Raw genomic sequence first — 24,152 nt, forward strand, 5'->3', positions numbered from 1 at the left:
GTTCATTCACCTCTATTCTTCATATGGTCCTACAAGGCTCGAACCAATACGTATATGGGTTGCTCCCTCTTCAACAGCGATCTGATAATCATTGCTCATGCCCATCGAAAGATAAGTACAGGGTGCATGACTGTGTCCTTTTTGTTTAATTTGATCACGGAGTTTTCTTAACGAACGAAAAATTTCCCTTAATTGATTGCGATCTTCCATATATGGTGCCATTGTCATTAAGCCGACTACTCTAATATTAGAATACCCTTCTAACGTTTCGATAAACGGTTCCACCTCAGCAGGTGACAGACCGTGCTTTGATTCTTCTCCACTAACGTTCACCTGAACGAAGCAATCAACAGGCTTGTCTGCTCGCTTATTAATTTCCTTTGCTAAAGACTTACGGTCCAAAGAATGAATATAATCTACTTTATCGACCACTTCTCTTACTTTTCTCGATTGAAGGGTTCCAATAAAATGCCAATTAGCTTTACTGCCGATCTGCTCATACTTCTCTAAAAAACCTTCGATTCGATTTTCACCAAAATGGCTGATCGTTGCTTCTAATGCTTCAAGGGCTCGTTCAACGGATACATATTTCGTCACCCCAATTATTGAGATGTCTTTTGGATGACGTCCTGTCTTTTCACATGCTTGATTGATTTGCTGGTTGATTGCTGCTAAGTTTTCTGCTACAGACATGATTATACTCCCTTCTCACTTTTAAGCTAGACCAATGAATCCGATCATCCGGCCTGTCGGATGCTTGTCACGTCGATGAGAATAAAAAAGGCTGTCATGCGACGTGCAATACGATGTTGTATATATATGAGCTGGTAATACGCCTGCCTCGATTAGTAATTGCTTGTTTAACTGCTTTAAATCCAATTGGTATTGACCATCCCAACCGTCGTAACAATTTTGATGAGCAGGTTCAATATGCTGAATGACATGATCATTGACTTCATAACAGGACGGACAAATACTTGGTCCTATTACTACTTCTATATCACTTGGATCAGCAGACAATTGTATCATCGCCTGGGTGGTTTTCTGTGCGATTTTGTTTACGGTCCCTTTCCATCCCGCATGTGAGATGGCAACAATTCCTTTTTTCCTGTCTGCGAAAAATAACGGCACACAGTCAGCAAACAGTGCAGCACAGACCATCTCATTCTCCATTGAAACTAAACCATCGGCATCTGGTATTGCCGTTTCCATGGAGTGACTCCCCTTACCTTTATCTCGTTGCTCTGCTATGTGCACTTTGTTTCCATGCACTTGTTCTGCTAATACCCAATGATCTAAAGGTACAGAAATAGCATTCGCAAGTAATTGTCGATTGTTCAAAACGTGCGTAGGATTGTCCTCAACATGAAATCCTAAATTGTTGCTATCATAAGGGGGTAAACTGACCCCACCTTCTTTTGTCGTAAAACCTGCTATGATCTTCTTATCACCATTTATCCATGGAGCTATCCAAACTATCGGCTCTTTTTCATCTCGTACAAAGGGTTCTGTCATCATACCCCTCCCTATTTTACCCCATTTTATCACATATTGTGCGATCATAACAGCGACAATGTCGTTTATTGCGAATATGCGGAAGAATCGTCATCTTTTGGCGAAGTCGTTATTGCAGAAAAGCTGCCATTCTTTTTAACCAGGATCACGTCATGACCAATTTTCATAACATGCTCCCAAGGGATAATGACTTCTCTTGACTCTCCAAAAACACCGAACATTTTTGTTTTAGTGGCTACGACCAGATTTGAAATGCTGCCTAAATCGATATTAATTTCAATATCTGTCAAATTGCCAAGCTTAGTACCATCTTCAATATAGACAATATCTTTTAATTGTAGTGACGATAATGTGATCATGAATACCTTTACCTCCTTTTTATCAATATATGTCTTATTAAAAAAAATATGGTGTTTATGACAATAAAAATAGTTCATCTTCTCAGATGAACTGCGCAACCTATTAAAGTATTCGTAAAAGAAAGGATGATAAAAGTGGGTAGAGATGAACATAAGAAAAAAGCTGGAAAGAATCGCTTAGCACAAACACCAAAGCAAGAAAAGATGGATGGTTTTGACGTCGAATTTTCCTCTGAATTAGCAGATGCGGAGGACAAAGAAGCACAAGCGCGTGGTAAACAGGCGGACAGTCGAGCGAAACACGCTAGACCATAATAGAAGATTGCCATTTCTGTTTAAATTTGATGATAACGAAAAAGCCGAATTTAACACGAAGTATTTATCCTCCGTGTTAAATTCGGCTATATCTGTTTTTGCTCTAGCCCTTCTTTTACTTACTCAAACATTTCTTTATTCATTTCTTTAATTGCGGCTTTTTCCAAACGTGAGACCTGTGCTTGCGAAATACCGATCTCTTCTGCGACTTCCATTTGTGTTTTTCCTTGGAAGAAGCGTTTATTTAAGATCATTTTCTCACGTTTATTCAGTCGGTGCATTCCTTCTTTGATAGATAAATTATTAATCCAATCATTATCTTTAATGGAATCATCACCAACTTGATCCATTACATAAATAGGATCTCCTCCATCGTTGAAAATCGGTTCAAACAATGAAACAGGGTCTTGAATGGCATCCAATGCAAATATTACGTCTGTCACAGGCACATCTAATTCATTCGCAATTTCCAGAGGAGAAGGATCCTTTGATGTCTTATTCAAAAGCTTTTCTCTTGCATGAAGTGCTTTATACGCAATATCCCGTAATGACCTGGATACCCTAATTGGATTGTTGTCACGGAGATACCGTCTAATTTCACCAATAATCATCGGAACAGCATAGGTGGAAAATTTCACGTTTTGACTTAAATCAAAATTATCAATAGATTTTAATAAGCCGATACATCCTACTTGAAACAGATCATCACCATACTCTCCACGATTATGGAAGCGTTGAATAACACTAAGTACTAACCTTAGATTGCCATTGACCAATTTTTCACGTGCTGATTGATCTCCATTTTGCATGGCTTTGAATAAAATTCTCATCTCTTCATTCTTTAGAACCGGTAATGTAGCTGTGTCTACCCCACATATTTCTACTTTGTGTCTTGTCATATCGTACCCTCCCAATTGGAGATCCTTCTCAAAAATCAGTATCACCAATCAGGAGGTTTTTATGCATCATCCATCATTTACCATGAAGAGAGATTTACACCATTTTATTAAACTCTTTTTGCAATCTTTTGATGATTTTTTTCTCCAATCTGGAAATATAGGACTGCGATATTCCAAGCATATCTGCTACATCTTTTTGTGTCATTTCTTCTTCTTTTTCCACAAGACCAAAACGCAATTCCATGATTTGTCGTTCACGTCCATTTAATTGATCTAATGCTTTTCGTAATAACGATTTATCTATACTTTGTTCTAAGTCTTTAAATGTCACATCTTCATCAGTACCAAGTACGTCTGACAACAGTAATTCATTGCCATCCCAATCAACGTTTAACGGTTCATCAAAAGAAACCTCTGTTTTTATTTTATTATTTTTCCTGAGGTACATAAGAATCTCATTTTCAATACATCTTGATGCGTATGTTGCTAGCTTGATTTTTTTCTCAGGATTAAATGTATTGATTGCTTTAATTAAACCAATTGTACCAATACTGATCAAATCCTCAATATTAATACCAGTATTTTCAAACTTTCTAGCAATATAAACAACAAGACGTAAATTTCGTTCAATCAGCATTGCTCGAGCTGCCTTGTCACCTACCGGAAGCCGATTAATTAATTCAAATTCTTCTTCCTTCGACAATGGTGGAGGTAATGCTTCGCTTCCCCCAATATAATAAATTTCATCTACTTTAAACCCTAGCTTCTTTAAAATTTTGTAAAAAATCATTTTATATTTTTGTTGCACGATTTGCATTCCTTCCACTCCTTATCGATATAATGTCACCCTGTCTGTTGAAATAATTTAGGGTGTAATAAACAATGATAACTGTCATCAGATACCAAATTCCCAAATTGAATTCCTATTAACACCTTTTTACTAGTCAGTTGAAGATCCTTCATATGTATGTTCAAAAGGTCGGGTTTAAATGCCAGCATAAAATCCTGATCGCCACTAACACCCTGAAATGGTAATAGTCTAAATCCTACATTTTGAAATTCATTACTTTCACCTCCTAGCAGTTGTTGATAGGAAGTTCGAAGCTGTGCAATTTGCGCCTCTGTATACCAATGCCTTAAGATTGTTTCATCTACAATAATCACAGGCGTTTGGGTAAAAGGATCAACTAAATGGTTCCCACTGTCCAAATAACCGATCGTTTCTATGCTTTTCTCTTTCCAGCCGATCGAGACAGTATAGTAAAATTCCTGTTCAAACTGTTGCATTTTGTGCTTGTCCATTCGGAATTTTGTGAAAATTAGAACAATAGGAAAACCAATTAATACAAATAGTGCATGTATTTGACCTGCCTCCACTCCTTGACTAGTCAAATTCCCTTCTTGATAAAATAAAAAATGAATGGCAAATAAGCCACCGCCTATTGAAAAAGTCATAAAATAAAATGTACATAATAACTTTAAATAGACAGCAACATTTCGGAATCCAAACGCCATGCATACCATCAGCATGGAGTGAATAACTTTGAAATACCAAGCATCTATCGGGAATGTTGGAGCAATGAAAGATAACGGTACAATAATGGATCCAAATAAGCTCGCAAGTAAAAGGCGATACCATTTGCTCATGTTTCTGGTGATGGACTGGGTCAGCAAAAGGATCATCCAGTCAATCATAATATTGATAAGCCAAATGACTTCGATATAAACTGTCACCATGTCCTCCCTTTCCCAACAAACTTAACAAGCATTTCTTGTCTACTAAGTATAAAGAAAGAAAGGAAAGAAGTCTGTCACAGTTTGTATGCAAAAATCATCTAGTTTTAAGAAAATTTGATTGAAATTGTTGAATGAATGAATTAGCGGGAGGGTAGTTAGATCGCAACATGCCTTGATCAAGGCACTAAGTGTGAAACCGGCTAACTCAAGAAGTATGTCGATGCTAAATGAGGAAAACTTTCAATGAAGCTTGCAGCAGAAGTATAACAAAATGATTGCACGAACAGATAGGGTATTATGATCACCGCAAAATTCAAAAATTCTTCAGATCAGAACCACTCACAGTCCTATCAAAATTACATAATACGGATTATGTAAAGTGAAACTTTATGATGATGTGGTAATTTTGATAGTTAATATATGCGTAGCAAAGCTCAGGAAATATGCTCCGCGTTCTGTGGGGCAAGGCTTTACCTAGGCTATTACTTGCACTGCTTCTTTGCTGCCTTGTGCCGAGGAAGTCCACTTCGAAGCGATACTTGTAGACACAAGCACAAACAAAGTGGATCTTTAGCCTTGCCCGCAGGACGCGAAGTGGTTGTCCGGAGCGTTATCATAGCACTTTAAACATGCCAAAATGACCTCTACGCTGACATAATCCGTATTATCGACAGCAAAACATTTCCTTTATTCATAACGACATTCAATGCTTTGTGATGGTGTTTAAAAAATTGTTGATAAAAAAAGCTGCCAAGGATGGCAGCTTTTTAGATTATCTTCTTCTGTTACGATTTCTTAAGAATGTTGGAATATCCAACGTGTCTTCTTCTTGCTTTGGTCTTGATGCAGAAGATGTTGGTGTTGGCTCTTGTTGTGCTTTTTCTGGTTGTGGCTGTTGTTTTGGTTGTTGTTTTTCTCTTTTTTGAGGACCGGATTGTAATACGGATCTAGGTTTGTTTTGTGCATTTTTAATTTGTGTTTCATCAAATCCAGTTGCAATAACCGTTACAACAATCTCGTCTTTTAAATCTTCGTTAATAACAGAACCAAAAATAACATTTACTTCCTGATCTGCGGCAGATGTCACGATATCAGCAGCCTCTTGTACTTCATAAAGGCTTAAATTAGCTCCGCCAGTAATATTCATTAGAACGCCATGTGCCCCATCAATTGATGTTTCAAGCAATGGAGAAGAGATGGCCTTCTTTGCAGCTTCAGCAGCTCGGCTCTCACCAGTCGCGATACCGATACCCATTAATGCTGAACCTTTATCAGCCATAATGGTTTTCACATCTGCAAAGTCAACGTTAATTAAACCGGGTGTTGCAATTAAATCAGAGATACCTTGTACCCCTTGACGCAATACATTATCAGCTTCACGGAAAGCTTCTAACATCGGCGTGTTTTTGTCAATAATTTCTAACAATCGATCGTTCGGAATAACGATTAATGTATCTACACTGCTTTTTAATCCATCGATTCCTGAAACTGCCTGTGTAGCACGTTTTCTACCTTCAAAGGTAAATGGACGAGTAACAACCCCTACAGTTAACGCTCCTAGCTCTTTTGCTACAGAAGCGATGACTGGTGCAGCACCTGTTCCGGTACCACCACCCATACCTGCAGTAACAAATACCATATCTGAACCTTTTAAGATTTCTTCAATCTGTTCTTTGCTTTCTTCTGCTGCTTTTCTTCCTACTTCTGGATTGGCACCTGCACCTAATCCTCTCGTTAATTTCGTTCCAATTTGCATTTTTACTTCAGCTTTTGACAAGTTCAGTGCCTGTGCGTCGGTGTTTACCGCAATAAATTCCACACCTTGTACACCATGTTCTATCATTCGGTTCACAGCGTTGCTCCCGCCACCGCCGACACCGATTACTTTTATCGTAGCTAGCTGATCCATATTCGTATCAAAGTCTAACATGCCATTTCCTCCTATTTTGCAAGATTAATAGTCTGTATGTTTCCACGTGTGAAAAGATAGTCCTTCTTAATCAAAGAAATATTTGAAAAAGTTTGCTAATTTAGGCTCTTTCTTCTCTTTTGGCTGTCTTTGTTTCTGAGGTTTTGCCTGTGCCCGGTTCGGTTTTTCTTTTTGAACAGGTTTCTCTACCATTTCTTGTTCTGTTACTGCATTTGAAAACTGTTTCCCTTGTATTTTCGCATTCTTGTAGGCAAATTTCAAGATACCAATTCCGGCTGTAAATTGAGGCTCTCGAACCCCTATATAATCCGGTATCGCAATTCTGACATTACTTTGGTAAATATCCTGTGCTAATTCAGCTGTACCAGGCATACTCATAGTCCCGCCTGTAAGTACTAAACCACCCGGAATCTCATCATATCCCATTTTTTGTATTTCTCGAGCACTATATACCAGAATTTCTTCTAATCTAGCTTCAATGATTTCGGCTAAATCTACTTGATTATATGTTTGTCTTTGATTACTGCCAATAATATTGACATCAAAGATTTCCTCCTCATTCGCATCTTGGAAAAATGCATGTCCATGATCAAGTTTAATATCCTCTGCTTCTTCTGAGGTGGTCCGTAAGCCGATTGATAAATCTTTCGATATATTGTATCCGCCAAGTGGTATGACACTCGTAGCAGCTAATCCATCGTCTTCAAATACCGAAACGGTCGTACTTCCACCGCCGATGTCCAACAAGGCAACGCCTAAACTTTTTTCATCTTGTGATAATGCCACTTCACCCGTTGCCAAAGGCTGTAAGCAAATATCCATAATTTTTAAACCAGCTTTTTCAACACACTTCAAAATATTATGCAACATGGTTTTGGAGCAAGTAATAATAGTGCCTTCCATTTCCAAGCGTACACCAATCATTCCCCTAGGATCACGTATCTCGTCAAGCCCGTCCACAATGAATTGTTTCGGAATAACATCGACAATTTCGCGCTCTGGCGGAATGGACATAACTTGTGCCGCATCCATAACCCGATATATATCTTCTTCTGCAATTTCTTTACTGTCACTGGAAACTGCTACAACACCATGGCATCTTTGTAATTGAACATGATTACCATTAATGCCTACAATTACTTGATCAATATGTATATCTACCATACGCTCCGCCTGTTCGACTGCTGCACGGATTGAATGTACAGTTTCGTCTATGTCTACTATAGCTCCTTTTTTCATACCTAGTGACTTGGCTGTTCCTACACCAATTACGTTAAGTGAATCTCCAACAATCTCTCCGATAATCACTTTTATTTTTGATGTACCTATATCCAAGCTGACTAGAATTTCACCGTTATCCATAAGGCACCTCCTAATTCTATGCATTAAACTACGTATCTCTTCATATAATAAACTGTATTAAACACTATTATAATAAAAAAAACAACAATTTTACACGTATAAGTGCAAATTTAGCAGAAAAAATTCATTCCTTTTCTTTTGCATGCTTTTTTTGTTGTTTATATTCATCATATTTGTTGAGTAACAACCGGCGAATGATGGCCAAATTTTGAAACAATCGAACACCAAATGCAAATATAGCAGCTAGATAAAGATCGATTCCCAGCTGTACTCCTATAAAGGCAAGAAAAGCTGCCAGTGAGACATTGAAGAAAAAACCGGTAATGAAAACTTGCTGATCAAACTTCCGATCTAATTGCGCTCTAATTCCTCCAAATAAGGTGTCTAAGGCAGCCAATACAGCGATCGATAAATAATTTGAATATGCTTGAGGTATGGACACATTCGTCATAAAGCCCAATATTAAGCCAATTATTAAAAACAGTGCCGGTAGCCACATTACTTTTCATCCTCTTTCGTTACATCCGTGTCCTTAAGTTCGTCAACATTTAATGGACCATCGTATTTTGTTATCGTGATTGCATCTTTTTCCATCATTTTGATTGTAACATTTTCTAAAGCAAAATAGTCTGCAATTTCACTGACTTCAACGTGATCAATCACACTATCAGGTTCATTTGTCAGGAAATTGATTTGTACAGGCAGATCTCCAATCGATGTATTGTTTACATAGACATCGCCATTTACGTCCCTGATCGGGGTTAGACTGATAATCCTCTGGTCTTCAATGGCTATTTCTTTAACACCTGCTGCATTCAGTTCATTAATCAACAATTGAATCAATTCCGCATTTAATTCTGGGTATTCCTGATATTCTTCATCTAAAAACATGGGCTCTAATGTAATTTGAACACCTTTTCCTTCCACTTCAGTTAAACCAGCTTTCTTACGTAGATCACTAATTGAATCTTTCAATGACTCAATCTGCTGAAGCTGTGTTTGTTCTCCATAATCACTTAGAATATTTTGTGCTTCCGCGATTTCCTGATAAAGGTTTTGTTGCGTTATTTGTTCTTCTTGTATGGCTGTGCGAATTTCCCAACTGTCTCTTGTATCGCGCTCTGCTGGTTGCTGGTGGGTGTTAAATAGTATGGCAACCATAAAACCGATAAGCAAACAAATAAAACTGATGGTTACATATTGTTTGGAAAATAACTTCTTCATCATGTTCATATATCCTTCGCTTGCATTTCAATATCAGATTTTTTCTCAATCGTTACTTCGATATTATCTTGGACCAGTTGATCTATTACTCCGTTTTTTAAGTTTAGACTAACATCTAAAATGTCTTGATCACCTATAGCTGAAATAACGAATGGTGCGGGATAAGCATTACCATCAACAGAAATCACCGGGCCAATACACGTGATATAACTGTTGCGGTATATCCGCTGACCATTTATGGAAACAGCTTTTGCACCAGCACTAAACAGTTCGTTTACGGTTTGGTGAATGTGTCTGTCATGGACAATATATTGATTCGCGTGATCCTCACTAGGAATATAGCTGGCGTCCTTTAATGTCACCATAATACCATTCCCTTTCACAGCCAGCTCACCAGTTAATTTTTGCAGGGTGGTTTTCGTTTCAACCAACTGTTTTAAATCATCCGTGCTTTCCCCTAAATCCTGTTCCATTTCCTTCACTGCCTGCCTTGTTTGATAGAGTTCTGTCCGAAGTTGTTTATTCGATTCTTCCATTTCTATTAATTGCTTGCGATAGTAATAATCTCTTTCCCAATCATGATCATTCACTTGAACAATCTCTGCGGATGACTTGGTTTGCTGATAACTAAATGTAATCAGAAATCCTAATACTAAAAAAACGAATGCAAATATTACTGGATTACTCTTCATTATCCTCTATTTCTTCCTCCTCTTTCTTTTCGACCTTATAAGGAGTAAATACTGCCCCACTCTGGTCAATCTTAATTACGCCTTCTTTCTCTGGATCCAGCTGGCTGACGATCGATGGATAACTTTCTAAATTAGAGGATAAGTTTCGGATAGAAGACTCTACTTCCTGACCATCTGTCATATAAAGTTTAATTTTATACGGGTTCGAATCAGAAGGTACCCAATTCACTTCAGAAATTAACACCGCAACATAAGGAGAGGTGTTTGCTAATTCCTCCGATATTTCCTGCAAATAATGATCATCTGTAAATCCTTTTAGAACTGGTACATCACCTTTAATATCAGACCACTCTACCGAATCTAACAAATCACCGTTTTCTAACAAAGGATAAAGGTTGTCCTCCATCAGTGCATAAGCGACATGATTTAATTCTTTCACATTCATCACAATGGTATTTGGAAAGGACTTGGACACTTCCACTGATTTAATTTGTGGATGTGTAATAATATTTTCTTCTAGTTCTTTTGTATGTACTCCCCAAAAATTAGCATTGTCCTCTATATCACTCTGATTAATAATCACATCCTCATCAATCCATTGTGTCCCTTTAACTGTAATATGTTTCACATTACTCATAGGAGATTGAAGATAAATAACGATAAAAATTAATAGAAAAAAGACAAGCAAATAAAAAATTAATTTTCTATTTGCTCTTTTACGACGGTCCTGTTTCAATTTTGGAATACGATCTTCAATCGAAACGACTCTTTTTTGTCCCATATATATACTTCCTTTACTTTTAAATCAATATACTGCCAAATATATACTTGCTTTGTTCTATTATAGCACACACTACCCCATTAGAGCATCATCCAAATAGACCATGTTTACTGGCGATATTTACTAATGTTAATTAATATGCCAACTGAACATAGTGTAAGGGTTAAAGAGGATCCTCCATAGCTTAAAAAAGGTAAGGTAATACCTGTAACAGGGATCAGGCCAATAACTACACTGATGTTAATCATTACCTGGATCGCGATCATTCCTACAATACCAATGGCAAGCAATCTCGCAAATAAATCAGGAGCATGAATAGCAACTAATATACCTCGCCAAATGAACAAAAAGAACAATAAAATAACAAAACTTGCACCAAGAAAACCTAATTCTTCTGCAATAATAGCGAATATAAAATCATTGTGCGGTTCTGGTAAATAAAAATATTTTTGCAGGCTGTTTCCAAAACCTACTCCCAGTAATCCACCTGGCCCAATCGCATAGAGTGACTGAATAATTTGAAATCCTGTTCCAAGCGGGTCTTCCCACGGATCAAGAAATGCAGTAATTCGGTTAACTCGATACGGAGCAGAGATAATCAGCAGCATAAAGCCAATAAAGCCAAAGCCAGCTAAAAAAACAAAGTGAATGATTCTCGCCCCTACTACAAAGATTAACAGAAAGCATGTCAACAGAAAAACCATACCTGTCCCAAGATCCGGCTGAAGCATAATAATCAAAAATATCAACATCGACAAAGCTAGTGGTGGCACGAACCCTTTCTTAAATTCAGTAATTTTATCTTGATGATTGACCAAATAACCACTTAAAAACATAATCATGCCAAGCTTGATAAACTCTGCTGGCTGGATACTAAATGCTCCTACACCAATCCAGCTTCTTGCTCCCCCTCTAACCATTCCAACCCCAGGAATAAGGACTGCAACCAGAAGAATAAAGCAGCCGATAAAAATCCACTTACGGTATTTAATCCATTGAAAATAAGGGATCTGTGAAACAAACCACATCGCAGCAATCCCTACACCGGCAAATAACAGCTGCCTTTTCAAAAAATAATACGTGTCATCAAATTTATACTCTGCCCAGATCGAGGAGGCACTATATACCATAATCGTGCCTACTGCAAGTATCAATAAAATAAAGAAGATTAATAGATAATCCGGTTTTTGGTGTTTCACCATTGTTTGCACAAAAAAACCCCCAAATTCGTTTAGAATTAGGGGCTATTGCGTGATACGTGCTGATTATAATAGACAAGCCCCTATTATAACTTATGCACAGAATCGATAAACATGTTGCCTCTTTCCTCAAAGGTTTTATATTGATCCCAACTCGCACATGCCGGAGATAAGAGAATAACATCACCTTTTGCCGAAAGTTGATAGGCTTGTTGAACGGCTTCTTCCATCGTTGCTACGGTTTGAATTTGTTCCACTTCTGCTGCCTTACCTGCTCGAGTTAACTTCTCACTCGTCTCTCCGAACAAAATCATTCCCTTGACATTGGACATGTGTGGAATTAGTTCATCGAATTCATTCCCGCGGTCAAGTCCTCCTGCCAATAGAATAACAGGCTGATTGAATGCATTTAAGGCTTTCGTAGTTGCTAATATATTGGTAGCTTTCGAATCGTTATAACAAAGCCTTCCGTTTACTTCTTCAACAAATTCCAAGCGGTGCGATACGCCTGTAAAACTACCAAGTACTGCTTGTATAGTAAGATTAGAGATTCCTTCAATCTTAGCAACTGCCACTGCAGCCAGAATATTCTCTAGGTTGTGTGCGCCTACTAAAGCAATAGCATCAAGATCAATGACTTTCTCTTGCTTGAAATAAATTACATCATCTTTGCAATAAGCTCCCGTTGTGACATGCGCTTCACGACTGAATGGCACAAGTGTGGAGGAAGCGGGTTTGACCATCTGCTTGATACGTGGATCATCAGCATTATATACGAGATAATCCTGCTCCGTTTGATTTTTAAAAATAGTTGCTTTCGCATTTTGATAATGTTCGATCGTATGATGATAATCGAGATGTGCTTCAAACAGATTAAGTAATACAGCAATTCTCGGTTTGAATCGGTCGACGCCTAATAACTGAAACGACGACAATTCAATGATCATCGATTCATTCTCCTTCATGCCTTCTGCAACTTCTGAAGCAACATGGCCAATATTTCCAGCAAGTGCAGCCGGGAATTCTTCCCGTTTAAACATCTCATAGATCAATGTTGTAGTAGTGGTCTTTCCATTGGATCCTGTAATACCTACAACTTGATCAATACCAAAATAAGCAATTAGTTCAATTTCAGTCAATACCGGCAAACCTTTTTGCAACGCTGTTTTGATTAGAATATTTTCATAAGGAATGCCAGGGTTTTTGATCACAGCATCAACATCGTCTAATAAAGATAGTGGGTGTTCCCCTACGATTACTTGTATGCCAAGATCTCTAATTTGCTTGACATTTTTATCCTCTTCCGGCGTTTTCAAATCATTGACGATGACACCAATGCCATTGCGGTGTAATAATTTTGCTACAGCTGTTCCGCTTTTTGCCAGCCCTAATATTAATACTTTTTGATAAGGAAATGCTTTTAACTCATTCATGCTGATAACACCTCAATGTAAATGCCTAGTATCGCAAACAGTATACCAACTGCCCAGAAAGTCGTAACGACACGCCATTCTGACCAGCCTTTTAGTTCATAATGGTGATGAAGTGGACTCATCAGGAAGATTCGCTTCCCTCTCGTTTTGAATGATATAACCTGAATAATAACGGATAATGTTTCTAAAACAAAGACACCACCAATAATGACAAGTAAAATTTCCATTTTCAATAAGATGGCGATCGCCGCAATAGCACCACCTAATGCTAAGGAGCCTGTATCACCCATAAATACTTTAGCGGGATGCGCATTAAATACTAGAAAACCTAACAGAGCCCCAACAACAGCAAGACTGAATAGCGTAATCGTTAAATCAGGAATTCCGTACCAAGCTAAAATAGCAAAAGCGCCAAATGCAATTGCAGCAGTTCCTGCTAATAATCCATCTAATCCATCAGTCAAGTTGACAGCGTTAGAAGCCCCTACCAGCATGACCACAATAAAAATGGGATAGAACCAGCCGAGTTCGAGCGACATTTCCGTCCCTGGCACCGAAATCGTAGTGGCAAAATCTTCTTTTAATAATACGATATAAAAAATGACTGAAATGACAAGCTGACCTAGTAGTTTCTGTTTGGATGTTAATCCTAAGTTACGTTTTAAAACAACTTTAATAAAATCATCCAGGAAGCCTAACAGACCAAATCCGATTAATACTAATAATAATAAGAAAATTTCATAACCGAGCACACCATTGTTCACGCGAAGTACAACGAAAACAGTCGTAATCGTAATACTTAAAATAATCATCACGCCACCCATTGTTGGTGTTCCAGACTTCTTCTGGTGTGATTTTGGTCCTTCCTCTCTGATACTTTGACCAAATTTCAATCTGCGCAGAAAAGGGATCAATATCGGGGATAGCAGAACAGTGATCAAAAATGCGATCGCTACTGTAATTAAAAATGTATATTCATTCATCCATGTTCTCTCCAATCTTCTATCCAGCTGTTACGTTTATTACTCGCTTAAATATTTTTTTGCAACTTGCTCATCGTCAAAATCTAATACTTGGTCACCGACGATCTGATAAGTCTCATGTCCTTTACCTGCAATAAGTACAACATCTTTATCATTGGCTTGCTCGATAGCCTGTTTAATCGCTGTTTCTCTATCAGGAACAATTTGATAATTCTCATAGGACAGATTATCTACCATATCTTCAAGAATAGCCTGAGGTGACTCAGATCGTGGATTATCCGCAGTAAAAATCGCATTATCTGCGTATTTACATGCCACTTCAGCCATCAGGGGTCTCTTTCTTCTATCGCGGTCCCCACCACAGCCAACCACTACATGAATCGTTCCTTCACAAAAACATTTAATGGTCGTCAATACATTCTCAAGTGAATCAGGGGTATGAGCATAATCTACGATTACACCGAAGTCTCCACTGTGTTCCACCGGTTGAAAACGCCCTTTCACACCTGAAGTAGCATTTAACACAGCTTGTATCGTAGTTAACTCAATTCCCGCTGCATAACTCGCCGCTGCTGCAGCTAATAAATTGTAAACACTAAACATACCCATCAGCTTACTTTCAATTAGCACATCACCTTCCGGGGTCTTCAAGGTAAAGGAAACACCACTAGCCATCAATTTTACATTGACAGCTTGAAAAGTGGCATTATGCTTTACTCCATACGTTAATACCGGTTGAGCTGTTGCTTTTTTCAAGAAAGTGGCGTTGGCATCATCTTCATTGATAATAGCATACTTGGGCTGCTTTTCATCAAATGTATTACCTAATTGTGAGAATAATAAACTTTTGGCATGCAAATAGCTTTCCATTGACTCGTGATAATCAAGGTGATCCTGACTTAAATTAGTGAAAACGGCTATGTTAAAATCTACGCCATGAACCCTTCCTAAGTCAAGTGCATGTGACGAAACTTCCATTGTACACACATCAATCGCTTGATCGACCATTTTTTGAAAGCTGTTTTGCAAAAATAACGCATCTGGCGTCGTATTTTTCACTTCATATACCGTCTTATCAATTGTCATCTTAATCGTACCAATTAGCGCTGTTTTCTTTGTAGCCTGTTGCTGAATTTGATCAATGATATGTGTAACGGATGTTTTTCCATTTGTTCCTGTTACACCGATGACGTTCATGCGCTTAGAAGGTTGTTGATAGAACGTATTCGCTAATTGAGCTAGCGCTCTGGATGTATCCGGCACGATCACTACTGGTACGGAAACATTTAATTCTCTTTCTGCTACAATCAACTTTGCACCACTTTCTACAGCCGCCGCTGCATACTCATGTCCATCATTGGTATAGCCTTTTATACAAACAAATAATGCATTTGTTTTGATTTGTCTGTTGTCCATCTCAATTTGTTCGATTTCAATTGATTCTATATTGTTCGTGCAAGTATAGTCTGGTAAGACATTGATTAATTGTTTGGCATTCATTGTGTCACCTTTTCTTTTTCTTTTTATCCTTTACAACTATATTATTATAGCAGAGAGACATGTTCTTTACGATCAATCTTTTTAACTATTTATTTCCTAAAACAATGCGAATCTTACTTCCTTCTTCTACTTTTTCTCCTGCTTCAGGTGATTGATCAATAATATAGTCCCCTTCACCGACAGCATCCACTTCAAGAGAAAGTAGAGATTTTTGCAGTTCACTTTTCTTCAATCCGACTAAATCAGGGATCTCCACTGGTGATGATTCCGGCCATTGGTATTCCTTTTCAATACCTTCTTTTTGTTTCTCGACACCTAACGCACGTAAGCTGTCATCGATAATTGTTCCAACTATTGGTGCTGCCACTACGCCTCCAAATTGGACTGTATCCTTAGGGTTATCGACCGCTACATACACTACAATTTCCGGATCATTTGCTGGTGCAAAGCCAATGAATGAAACAATATGATTATTCTCCATATACTGACCATTTTCACCGACTTTTTGTGCTGTACCTGTCTTCCCACCAACTCGATAGCCTTCCACATAGGCACTGCGCCCAGTACCTTGTGCAACTACAGATTCGAGTGCTTCTCTTACCTTTTTGGACGTTTCAGATGAAATAACGCGATTCTTCAACACTGGTTCCGATTCTTTTACCGATTCACCAGTTACCGGGTCAAGAAACGCCTTTGCTACATATGGTTCATATAAATAACCGCCATTAACAGCCGCAGATACCGCCATTACTTGCTGAATCGGTGTCACCGAAACCCCTTGACCAAAAGCTGTGGTCGCTAATTCTACTGGGCCCACATTATCTATATCAAACAAAATCCCGGATGCCTCTCCTTGGAGATCTATACCTGTTTTTTCTCCGAAACCGAATTGATCAATGTAAGAAAATAAACGTTCTTTTCCTAACTTTTGCCCCATCACGATGAATCCCGGGTTACAGGAGTTCTGGACAACTTCTAAGAAGGTTTGCTCACCATGACCACCACTTTTCCAGCAATGAAGATGAGTACCACCTACTTCAATATCTCCGTCATCATGATAATGGTCATTTTCCAAATCGACAAGGTTTTCTTCCAGTGCCGCTGCTAGTGTAATAATCTTAAAGGTGGAACCAGGCTCATACGTACTCCAAATCGGCAAGTTTCGATTATAAACATCTGCACTGATTTCTTGATAATTTGCCGGGTCAAATGTTGGTCTAGAAGACATACCTAAAATACTGCCATCCTTCGGATTTACAGCAATAGCAATCGCACCATCCGGATTATATTTTTCTTCTGCAATATCCAGCTCACGTTCAATAATTGTTTGCACGCGACTATCAATCGTTAATTGCAGATCATAACCATCCGTAGGCGGCTTATATTTATCGGCCATCTTAGTCATTCGTTTTCCCTTCGCATCACTATAAAAAGAAAGACTGCCTTCTGTTCCACTCAACATATCATCATATGTTAACTCTAAACCAGTTAAACCTTGATTATCAATACCACTAAACCCTAGTACATGTGATAAATAGGCGCCATTGGGATAATGCCTGATCGAATCTTCAGCCACATATACCCCTTCTAAATCTAATGTCTGAACAGCGGTTGCCTTTTCTTCTGATATCTTTCGCCCTTCCGGCTTTAAGATAACGATACGTTCATTTTGTTGGACAGCAGCTAGTACATCTTCACTGGACATGTCGAGTACTTTGGCCAAAGCTTGTGCTGTGCGGTCAGGATCCGTTATCTGTCTTGGCACAAGCATTACAGTTGGTGCAGATACATTTTCTGCCAACACTTCTTCGTTTCTATCAACTATTTTTCCTCGCTCTGGTTCGAATACGATATCTCTGCTCCATAATTCATCAGCCTGAGCAATTAAGAAATCAGACCAGATAAATTGGACATACCCTAATCTGCCTAGGATAATTCCCATTATCACAAATACAATAAGAAACACAGCGACTATTCGGCGTTGTACCATAATATTGGTTACTCGTTTCATGACATTACTCCTTTATACGCAAGAAACTGTTTGTCCCAATATATGATTTTAAACGGATGAATAGAACACTGTGTCTGTTGTTACTCTTCTTCGCTTGTCTCTTCCGATTCGTTCGATGCTTGTGGCTGTTCAAGTTCAACCATCACATAATCTCCTTCATTTAATGCAGCACCTTTTTCAATACTTTGCTTGGTGACATAGCCGTCACCAACCCATTCCACATCTAAATCCAGGAAGTCCCTGAATGCCAATACTTCTCTAAAAGCCCAATCTGTCATATCCGGCATTGTTAAGTTATCGGTAGCGACAAAAACAGTCTGTCTCGATGTTAGTTTCGTCCCTGGTTTGAGGTTGACTTTCGTAACTTTCTCACCATCACCTATCACAATTGGATCGATACCTAACTCTTTCAGCTTCGACACATAGTTTTCTGTACTGCTGCCATCCCACTCGGGCATCTCTACTACTTTAACTGGTTCAGAAGCTTCTTTATCCGGTGCAATGTTTAAGTATTTTAAACTATTTTCCATCACATTTTTAAATACGAAGGAAACAGGTGCTGAACCTGACTCTGTATCTTTCAGCTTCGGCTCTTTGACCGAAACATACATAATCAGCTCTGGATCATCAGCTGGTGCCATCCCTAAGAACGAAAAGATGTAGCCTTCTCTTCCTGTTTTATACTTGCCTGTCTCTGAGTCTACAAAATTAGCGGTTCCTGTTTTTCCAGCAACAGTATAATCACTTAGATTATAAATATTATGTCCAGTCCCTTTCTCAGAAGTAATGACTGTCTCCAATACGTCCAATGTCTGTTGTGCTGTATCTGCTGAGATAGGCTGCCCTACCATTTCCGGTTCATTTTGAGAAATTACTTCCTTGGTATCATGATCAACGGTCTTATCAATGATATATGGTTTTAGCATTTTACCATCGTTGGCAATGGCGGTAGCTGCCTTCATTAGTTGGATTGGCGTTACAGTAGTACCTTGTCCAAAGGCGGTTGTCACTTTTTCATCCACCCAATTATATAAAATCGTACCTGGTACTTCGCCTGGTAAATCGATGCCTGTTTTTTGATCAAAATCAAACGCGTTTAGATACTCCAGGAATCGCTCGTGTCCAATTTTTTCGTAGGCTAACTTCGCTGCCGCTACGTTGGAAGAACGTTGTATACCTTCTAGATAACTGATCTCTCCCCAACCACGTCGACCATTATGATCACCAATTGTTTGTGCTTTTTCATTTGCTTTGTATGTTCCCGACATATACGTATCGTTCGGGTTCCAAACCCCTTCTTCAATTGCAGACGCTAGTGTGAACACCTTCATTGTCGATCCTGGTTCAATTGGTGTGGCAATGACATCATTATACCAGTTGCCCACATCCCCGAGATCATTCGGATTGTATGTTGGTCTGTTACTCATTGCCATCACTTCACCCGTCTTAGCATTCATCACAACGGCTGTCATTCGTGATGGTTCATATTCTTCCTCTACTTGGGACATAGCATCCTCGAGCAATGTTTGCACCTTCTGATCAAGTGTTAAATAGACATCATCACCATTTTCAGGCTGATTAATGACTTCTTTTGGGTTTAATAGTTTCATATTGAAATTGTCACGTTGATACGATATCGACCCGTCTTTTCCTGTTAAACTATCATTCATTAACCCTTCGATTCCGTTTATACCGACAATCTGGTCTTCCTTCTTATCCGTCAATCCAATAGTATGGGAAGCAAATACACCATTTGGATAGTAACGGATCGGTTCTTCAATAAAATTGAGCCCTGGAAGCTCTAATGCTTCGATCTCTTCTTTTTGCTCTTGATTAAGTTCTCTGGCTTGCTGACCAAATTCCACTTGAAACATGTCATTTTCCACACCGCTGTTTAATCGGTCTTTGATATCCTGCTCATCCATTTCTAAAATGGGAGCAAGCTTTTCGGCAGTTTTATCTATATCCTTCACATGTCTGGGTTTTGTCGGACTTGTTGTATAGCTTTCATCGACAATCGCATATAACCGGTAGACAACATGTTCCTGCGCCAAAGCCATACCATTTCGGTCATAGATTGTACCACGTTTCGCCGGAATACTATACTGATTAGTCCTTTTTTCATCAGCAAGTTCCTGAATCGACACGCCGCTCACTTCACCAGCAATTTCGATATATAAAAACCTGCCTGCAATAATAAGAAACAGCAATGAAAAAATGATCATCCATACGGTTGGCATGATTTTTGTTATTCTACTTTTCATTTAAAAACACCTAATCTGTCACTTCACTTGCTTGCTTTACTTGTGTGTTTTGTACTTTTAGACCATGTTCTTTTGCGTTTGCGATGATGCGCTCTGGTTGGCTTAACTCTTTCACTTTATACGTTAAGTTGGCATTATGTACGCTTTGCTCTTCGATCTGTGTATTGAGAGTATCAATATTTCGATTTAATTGATCAAGAGAAGAACTATAAGTAACAATGTAAGTAGAAAAGCTAAGAGTGATGGCGGCAAACAAAATATACATAAACTTTTCTCCACGCGTTACCCAACGCTTCTGTACTTTTACCTTCTTTCTTACAACATTCGGTTGTTGAACCGGATGTTGTACTTGTTCTTGCGAATGAAAGACTCTTGCGTGTTGACTACTCATCGTTTTTCCACCCTTCTAATGATAATTTTCTTCTTTATCTTCTTTTACTTTTTCAACTATTCGGAGTTTCGCTGATCTCGAACGTCTGTTTTCATCCAATTCCTCTTGTGAAGGCAATAAAGGTTTCCGATTTACCAGTTTAAATGCTGGCTGGAATTCCTCAGGTATAATCGGAATATTCTTCGGAACCTGCTTACTTGAACTCCATTGCTTAAAAGTCTGCTTACAAATACGGTCCTCTAAAGAGTGGAACGTAATAACAGAGATTCTACCGCCTACCGTAAGGAGTTTTCCTGCCTGGTTTAATGCATCTTCAAACACTTGCAACTCATCGTTCACTGCGATTCGGATAGCTTGAAAAATACGTTTGGCGGGATGTCCGCCTTTTCTTCGTGCAGGAGCCGGAATAGCTTCTTTGATTATCTCGACTAATTCGTAAGTTGTTTGGATCGGGGATTCCATACGGTGAGCTTCTATTTTACGCGCGATTTGCTTCGAAAATTTTTCTTCACCGTACCGAAAGAAAATCCTTACTAAATCTCCATATGACCAATGATTAACAACGTCATATGCGGATATTTCACCACTTTGGTTCATACGCATATCTAACGGAGCATCATGTTGATAACTAAAACCTCGTTCACCTCGATCTAGTTGCGGTGAGGAGACTCCTAAATCAAACAGCACGCCATTGACTTGATTTATCTGCAATTGCTGCAATTCATCTTCCAAATAGCGAAAATTCTGTTGAACAAAGGTAATCTTACTCTGATATTCGCTCAATCGGTCTTTTGCAGCTTTTATGGCGTCTTCATCTTGGTCAAATGCAATCAAACGTCCAGCATAACTTAATTGCTTCACTATGTATTCAGAGTGGCCACCACCACCTAAAGTGCAATCCACGTAAATACCGTTCGGATCAACATTAAGACCATTGACGGTTTCTTCTTTTAATACCGTATAATGTCCAAACATGGAGTTACTCCTCTCTTGGTGTCTTATAAATCAAAATCCATCATGTTTTCTGCAATTTCAGCAAACGATTCTTCTGATACATCGACAAATTCATTCCATTTTTCTTCTGCCCAGAACTCTACTCGGTTGGATACACCGATTACTGCACATTCTTTTTCAATTCCTGCATATTTGCGCAATGGAGCTGGTATGTTTATTCTTCCCTGCTTGTCCAGTTCGCATTCAACTGCACCTGAAAAGAAAAACCTGGTGAATGCGCGGGCATCTTTTTTTGTTAATGGTAATTTTTTGAGTTTTTCTTCCAGTTGGTGCCATTCGTTCATTGGGTATGCAAACAAACATTGATCTAATCCACGGGTAACGACAAATTGCTCTCCCAGATTCTCACGGAACTTGGAAGGAACAATAATACGCCCTTTTGTATCAATGTTATGCTGATATTCTCCCATGAACATACCATAGCACCCACCTTCTACCCTTATCGTACCACATTCCCCCACTTTCCTCCACTAAAACTTCAAAAAAATAACTATTTTTTAAAAAAGCTTGTGATATAGCGGTTTAAACCAGCTCTTGCCAGGAAGTTTGATAACCAATTCACTCGTATTTTCCCTGAGAAAGTGGGGTTCCGGATAAGAAATAACCGAAAAGGTGGCGGAAAGTGGTACAGGTTCAATCAGATATTGCAACTCCCTAGAACACAAGCAAATTCTGCAACCTAACACAACACGACTGTTACTTGCCGCAGGATGCGAAGTGGTTGGCTGGAGCGGTCTCCCATCACATGAATCATTTCAAAATTACCACATAGCCACTTGACGTAATCCGCATTATAAGAACCAATTCTTACCCATTAAAAAAAGACAATCGGTTTTTTACCGATTGTCTTCTTGTTTATACATAAACGATATAATGCTGTTCTTTCCAATCAAATGGATAATGATTAATTTCACGGAGCCAGTCAGATCCGTTCTGGTTGATAAAATAGATAATATTCCACATCCGCTCCTGCAGCCCACCTTCTGGCTTTAAATGAAGCTGGATGTAGTCGAATTCTTGTAAACTAAACTGATATTTTTTTGACAGCTCCTGATTCAACCTGTTAGTCAATTCATCCACGCGATTTAGTAGTAACTGTTTATTTTTTTCTGCGTATTGCTGCACATCATCAGACAATGCCTTTGCAGCACCTTGAATCGGCTGGTGACCTTGCGAAATCATTTGCTTCAATTGTTCCGTCATTTCCCCAATTGGCACTTGCTGCTGAGCAGCTAACCAATTCTGTTTGTAGGAGTGTACTCTCCCATTAATCGCAGCAGTTGTGGCAATATTATATTTTGCTAGCAGTTTCTCTACACGCTCTTCTATCAGAGTCAATGACACTCTAGGTAGTACCGGAGGCATCGTTAATGAGATGCTGTGAAAAGCATTTTTCAACAAGGACCAGTATGCTGCTTCACTCGGACCTGCAAAAAAAGCCAAGGTAGGGAAAAGCATTTCCTGCATCAAGGGTCTCGTCACGACGTTGTTACTCAATCTTTCTGGCTCTTTTTCGGCAATGTGCAATAATTGTTCCGTTGAATACCTACATTCACCGTTTTTCCCAACCCATATATCATCTCCAGCTTTCTGCAAAAGCACTCTGTCGCCATGCTCTTCTATAAACAAATGCGCGTCTTGTTCACCTGTATCAACGCTTACGTGATATCCTTTCGTTCTCATCGATTGTAACGAATGGTATGCATGCTGACTAATGTTCTTCTGATTATTTATAATCGTTTGAAAATAAGGTATTTCTAATTTCCGTAATTTCGGATTCCCTGAATCAATCAATATAATGCCAGTATCCTCAAATAATTCATGTATAAAGGAAGCGAAAAAATCAACAAAAGTAAGTGATTGTTCAATTTTATGCTCTAAGTTCTGGAATAATTTTTTCGTATAGGCTGTTTCCCGAAGCGCTCTGAATGTAGTTCTCAACCAAGCTCGTGCAGTTTCCTTGTCGAGCGTACGATTTGATACCGACACCTTCTCCTTCAAAGGATTGGTAATCGGGAACTTATGTAATTTCGTTGCTTCTGGCAAAAATATATGATTGACCTCATCGAAATCATGATCTTCACCCGCAATCCAGAACACAGGTAAAACTGGAACATTCAGTCGTTTTTCTTGTTCTTTCGCAAACGATAATATCGATATGATCTTATTGATAGTATACAACGGTCCTGTTAAAATCCCAGCCTGTTGCCCTCCAATGACCACAACACTTTCGGGATTTTTTAGCTTTTCTATGTTCTGACTTGTTAAAGCAGATGCAGACCAAGCTTGGTTCATGTCCTTTAACAAGTCAGAAAGAACATCTCTTTGAAATGAACGTTCATTCAAATCTGCGAGACGCTGCTCGTATACATCATTGTCATACGGATCATAATCAAAATGATCTAACAGTCCTTCAACACCATTTTGATAATCGGATAAAAATTTATTTTGAAAATCGAGTCTATGGGATTCGATGCGCATTACTGAACTGCTCCTTTATTTATCAATATATACAATAGTAATCCACTAGTATTGTACATAAA

The 24,152-nt window shown here is 38.7% G+C and carries 23 protein-coding genes; 1 reads left to right on the top strand and 22 read right to left on the bottom strand.

The genetic code is table 11. The annotated features are described in order from the left end of the window. Nucleotides 1–12: 12 nt before the first annotated feature. The 3 genes from MUN88_RS18115 to MUN88_RS18125 all read right to left on the bottom strand — a co-directional run bounded on the left by MUN88_RS18115 (nucleotide 13) and on the right by MUN88_RS18125 (nucleotide 1,874). The gene (locus tag MUN88_RS18115) at nucleotides 13–693 is read right to left on the bottom strand and encodes a YggS family pyridoxal phosphate-dependent enzyme (RefSeq protein ID WP_244717731.1); all 681 of its coding nucleotides are present in this window, start codon (nucleotides 691–693) and stop codon (nucleotides 13–15) included. Nucleotides 694–714: 21 nt separating this feature from the next. After that, entirely contained in the window at nucleotides 715–1,518 is an 804-nt protein-coding gene (pgeF, locus tag MUN88_RS18120) for a peptidoglycan editing factor PgeF (protein WP_244717735.1), read from the bottom strand. Between the two features lie 62 nt (nucleotides 1,519–1,580). Beyond that, the gene (locus tag MUN88_RS18125) at nucleotides 1,581–1,874 is read right to left on the bottom strand and encodes a YlmC/YmxH family sporulation protein (RefSeq protein WP_244717738.1); all 294 of its coding nucleotides are present in this window, start codon (nucleotides 1,872–1,874) and stop codon (nucleotides 1,581–1,583) included. 135 nt (nucleotides 1,875–2,009) lie between these two features. Here MUN88_RS18125 and MUN88_RS18130 point away from each other — a divergent pair, with 135 nt between their 5' ends. After that, entirely contained in the window at nucleotides 2,010–2,189 is a 180-nt protein-coding gene (locus MUN88_RS18130; RefSeq protein ID WP_244717741.1) for a YfhD family protein, read from the top strand. 119 nt (nucleotides 2,190–2,308) lie between these two features. On the opposite strand, the gene sigG is transcribed toward MUN88_RS18130, so the two are convergent. The 19 genes from sigG to bshC form a co-directional block, all read right to left on the bottom strand. After that, complete coding sequence (gene sigG, locus MUN88_RS18135; RefSeq protein ID WP_244717744.1) at nucleotides 2,309–3,088, bottom strand: RNA polymerase sporulation sigma factor SigG; 780 nt, start codon at nucleotides 3,086–3,088, stop codon at nucleotides 2,309–2,311. A 94-nt stretch (nucleotides 3,089–3,182) separates the two neighbouring features. Further along, a complete protein-coding gene (sigE, locus tag MUN88_RS18140; protein ID WP_244717747.1) occupies nucleotides 3,183–3,905 on the bottom strand; it encodes an RNA polymerase sporulation sigma factor SigE in 723 nt (240 codons plus the stop codon). Nucleotides 3,906–3,931: 26 nt separating this feature from the next. Next, complete coding sequence (gene spoIIGA / locus MUN88_RS18145; protein WP_244717750.1) at nucleotides 3,932–4,825, bottom strand: sigma-E processing peptidase SpoIIGA; 894 nt, start codon at nucleotides 4,823–4,825, stop codon at nucleotides 3,932–3,934. 772 nt (nucleotides 4,826–5,597) lie between these two features. Beyond that, the gene (gene ftsZ / locus MUN88_RS18150; RefSeq protein WP_244717753.1) at nucleotides 5,598–6,755 is read right to left on the bottom strand and encodes a cell division protein FtsZ; all 1,158 of its coding nucleotides are present in this window, start codon (nucleotides 6,753–6,755) and stop codon (nucleotides 5,598–5,600) included. A 66-nt stretch (nucleotides 6,756–6,821) separates the two neighbouring features. After that, nucleotides 6,822–8,117, bottom strand: coding sequence for a cell division protein FtsA (ftsA, locus tag MUN88_RS18155; protein ID WP_244717755.1), 1,296 nt, complete (start codon nucleotides 8,115–8,117; stop codon nucleotides 6,822–6,824). Nucleotides 8,118–8,241: 124 nt separating this feature from the next. Continuing rightward, complete coding sequence (locus tag MUN88_RS18160; RefSeq protein ID WP_244717758.1) at nucleotides 8,242–8,616, bottom strand: small basic family protein; 375 nt, start codon at nucleotides 8,614–8,616, stop codon at nucleotides 8,242–8,244. After that, entirely contained in the window at nucleotides 8,616–9,344 is a 729-nt protein-coding gene (locus MUN88_RS18165) for a DUF881 domain-containing protein (RefSeq protein WP_244717761.1), read from the bottom strand. Before MUN88_RS18165 ends, MUN88_RS18160 begins: the two co-directional genes overlap by 1 nt. 2 nt (nucleotides 9,345–9,346) lie before the next feature. Then, the gene (locus MUN88_RS18170) at nucleotides 9,347–10,033 is read right to left on the bottom strand and encodes a DUF881 domain-containing protein (protein ID WP_244717763.1); all 687 of its coding nucleotides are present in this window, start codon (nucleotides 10,031–10,033) and stop codon (nucleotides 9,347–9,349) included. Further along, nucleotides 10,023–10,814 (bottom strand): cell division protein FtsQ/DivIB, encoded by a 792-nt coding sequence (locus MUN88_RS18175; protein WP_244717766.1) that lies wholly within the window; start codon nucleotides 10,812–10,814, stop codon nucleotides 10,023–10,025. Before MUN88_RS18175 ends, MUN88_RS18170 begins: the two co-directional genes overlap by 11 nt. Nucleotides 10,815–10,921: 107 nt before the next feature. After that, the gene (gene spoVE, locus MUN88_RS18180; RefSeq protein WP_244724604.1) at nucleotides 10,922–12,016 is read right to left on the bottom strand and encodes a stage V sporulation protein E; all 1,095 of its coding nucleotides are present in this window, start codon (nucleotides 12,014–12,016) and stop codon (nucleotides 10,922–10,924) included. A gap of 83 nt (nucleotides 12,017–12,099) precedes the next feature. Then, nucleotides 12,100–13,446: a UDP-N-acetylmuramoyl-L-alanine--D-glutamate ligase gene (gene murD, locus MUN88_RS18185; protein ID WP_244717769.1), complete on the bottom strand. Its 1,347-nt coding sequence runs from the start codon at nucleotides 13,444–13,446 to the stop codon at nucleotides 12,100–12,102. Continuing rightward, nucleotides 13,443–14,429, bottom strand: coding sequence for a phospho-N-acetylmuramoyl-pentapeptide-transferase (mraY, locus tag MUN88_RS18190; protein ID WP_244717772.1), 987 nt, complete (start codon nucleotides 14,427–14,429; stop codon nucleotides 13,443–13,445). Before mraY ends, murD begins: the two co-directional genes overlap by 4 nt. A 39-nt stretch (nucleotides 14,430–14,468) precedes the next feature. Continuing rightward, entirely contained in the window at nucleotides 14,469–15,929 is a 1,461-nt protein-coding gene (locus MUN88_RS18195) for a UDP-N-acetylmuramoyl-L-alanyl-D-glutamate--2,6-diaminopimelate ligase (protein ID WP_244717775.1), read from the bottom strand. A gap of 85 nt (nucleotides 15,930–16,014) precedes the next feature. Continuing rightward, complete coding sequence (locus tag MUN88_RS18200) at nucleotides 16,015–17,940, bottom strand: stage V sporulation protein D (protein WP_244717778.1); 1,926 nt, start codon at nucleotides 17,938–17,940, stop codon at nucleotides 16,015–16,017. A gap of 80 nt (nucleotides 17,941–18,020) precedes the next feature. Beyond that, nucleotides 18,021–20,204 carry a penicillin-binding protein gene (locus MUN88_RS18205; protein ID WP_244717781.1) on the bottom strand — a complete coding sequence of 728 codons (2,184 nt, stop codon included), beginning with the start codon at nucleotides 20,202–20,204 and terminating at the stop codon, nucleotides 18,021–18,023. A gap of 10 nt (nucleotides 20,205–20,214) precedes the next feature. Further along, nucleotides 20,215–20,595 carry a cell division protein FtsL gene (gene ftsL, locus MUN88_RS18210; protein ID WP_244717784.1) on the bottom strand — a complete coding sequence of 127 codons (381 nt, stop codon included), beginning with the start codon at nucleotides 20,593–20,595 and terminating at the stop codon, nucleotides 20,215–20,217. A gap of 15 nt (nucleotides 20,596–20,610) precedes the next feature. Next, nucleotides 20,611–21,570, bottom strand: coding sequence for a 16S rRNA (cytosine(1402)-N(4))-methyltransferase RsmH (rsmH, locus tag MUN88_RS18215; protein WP_244717787.1), 960 nt, complete (start codon nucleotides 21,568–21,570; stop codon nucleotides 20,611–20,613). Nucleotides 21,571–21,593: 23 nt separating this feature from the next. Further along, nucleotides 21,594–22,025: a division/cell wall cluster transcriptional repressor MraZ gene (mraZ, locus tag MUN88_RS18220; RefSeq protein WP_244717790.1), complete on the bottom strand. Its 432-nt coding sequence runs from the start codon at nucleotides 22,023–22,025 to the stop codon at nucleotides 21,594–21,596. Between the two features lie 439 nt (nucleotides 22,026–22,464). Continuing rightward, entirely contained in the window at nucleotides 22,465–24,090 is a 1,626-nt protein-coding gene (gene bshC, locus MUN88_RS18225) for a bacillithiol biosynthesis cysteine-adding enzyme BshC (RefSeq protein ID WP_244717793.1), read from the bottom strand. Nucleotides 24,091–24,152 lie beyond the last annotated feature (62 nt).

Source organism: Gracilibacillus caseinilyticus (genome assembly GCF_022919115.1).
GTDB classification, from domain to species: domain Bacteria; phylum Bacillota; class Bacilli; order Bacillales; family Amphibacillaceae; genus Gracilibacillus; species Gracilibacillus caseinilyticus.

Coding starts and splice junctions, on each gene's coding strand:
- MUN88_RS18115 (WP_244717731.1), bottom strand. CDS start 693: ATGTCTGTAGCAGAAAACTTAGCAGCAATCAACCAGCAAATCAATCAA.
- pgeF (WP_244717735.1), bottom strand. CDS start 1,518: ATGATGACAGAACCCTTTGTACGAGATGAAAAAGAGCCGATAGTTTGG.
- MUN88_RS18125 (WP_244717738.1), bottom strand. CDS start 1,874: ATGATCACATTATCGTCACTACAATTAAAAGATATTGTCTATATTGAA.
- sigG (WP_244717744.1), bottom strand. CDS start 3,088: ATGACAAGACACAAAGTAGAAATATGTGGGGTAGACACAGCTACATTA.
- sigE (WP_244717747.1), bottom strand. CDS start 3,905: ATGCAAATCGTGCAACAAAAATATAAAATGATTTTTTACAAAATTTTA.
- spoIIGA (WP_244717750.1), bottom strand. CDS start 4,825: ATGGTGACAGTTTATATCGAAGTCATTTGGCTTATCAATATTATGATT.
- ftsZ (WP_244717753.1), bottom strand. CDS start 6,755: ATGTTAGACTTTGATACGAATATGGATCAGCTAGCTACGATAAAAGTA.
- ftsA (WP_244717755.1), bottom strand. CDS start 8,117: ATGGATAACGGTGAAATTCTAGTCAGCTTGGATATAGGTACATCAAAA.
- MUN88_RS18160 (WP_244717758.1), bottom strand. CDS start 8,616: ATGTGGCTACCGGCACTGTTTTTAATAATTGGCTTAATATTGGGCTTT.
- MUN88_RS18165 (WP_244717761.1), bottom strand. CDS start 9,344: ATGATGAAGAAGTTATTTTCCAAACAATATGTAACCATCAGTTTTATT.
- MUN88_RS18170 (WP_244717763.1), bottom strand. CDS start 10,033: ATGAAGAGTAATCCAGTAATATTTGCATTCGTTTTTTTAGTATTAGGA.
- MUN88_RS18175 (WP_244717766.1), bottom strand. CDS start 10,814: ATGGGACAAAAAAGAGTCGTTTCGATTGAAGATCGTATTCCAAAATTG.
- spoVE (WP_244724604.1), bottom strand. CDS start 12,016: ATGGTGAAACACCAAAAACCGGATTATCTATTAATCTTCTTTATTTTA.
- murD (WP_244717769.1), bottom strand. CDS start 13,446: ATGAATGAGTTAAAAGCATTTCCTTATCAAAAAGTATTAATATTAGGG.
- mraY (WP_244717772.1), bottom strand. CDS start 14,429: ATGAATGAATATACATTTTTAATTACAGTAGCGATCGCATTTTTGATC.
- MUN88_RS18195 (WP_244717775.1), bottom strand. CDS start 15,929: ATGAATGCCAAACAATTAATCAATGTCTTACCAGACTATACTTGCACG.
- MUN88_RS18200 (WP_244717778.1), bottom strand. CDS start 17,940: ATGAAACGAGTAACCAATATTATGGTACAACGCCGAATAGTCGCTGTG.
- MUN88_RS18205 (WP_244717781.1), bottom strand. CDS start 20,204: ATGAAAAGTAGAATAACAAAAATCATGCCAACCGTATGGATGATCATT.
- ftsL (WP_244717784.1), bottom strand. CDS start 20,595: ATGAGTAGTCAACACGCAAGAGTCTTTCATTCGCAAGAACAAGTACAA.
- rsmH (WP_244717787.1), bottom strand. CDS start 21,570: ATGTTTGGACATTATACGGTATTAAAAGAAGAAACCGTCAATGGTCTT.
- mraZ (WP_244717790.1), bottom strand. CDS start 22,025: ATGTTCATGGGAGAATATCAGCATAACATTGATACAAAAGGGCGTATT.
- bshC (WP_244717793.1), bottom strand. CDS start 24,090: ATGCGCATCGAATCCCATAGACTCGATTTTCAAAATAAATTTTTATCC.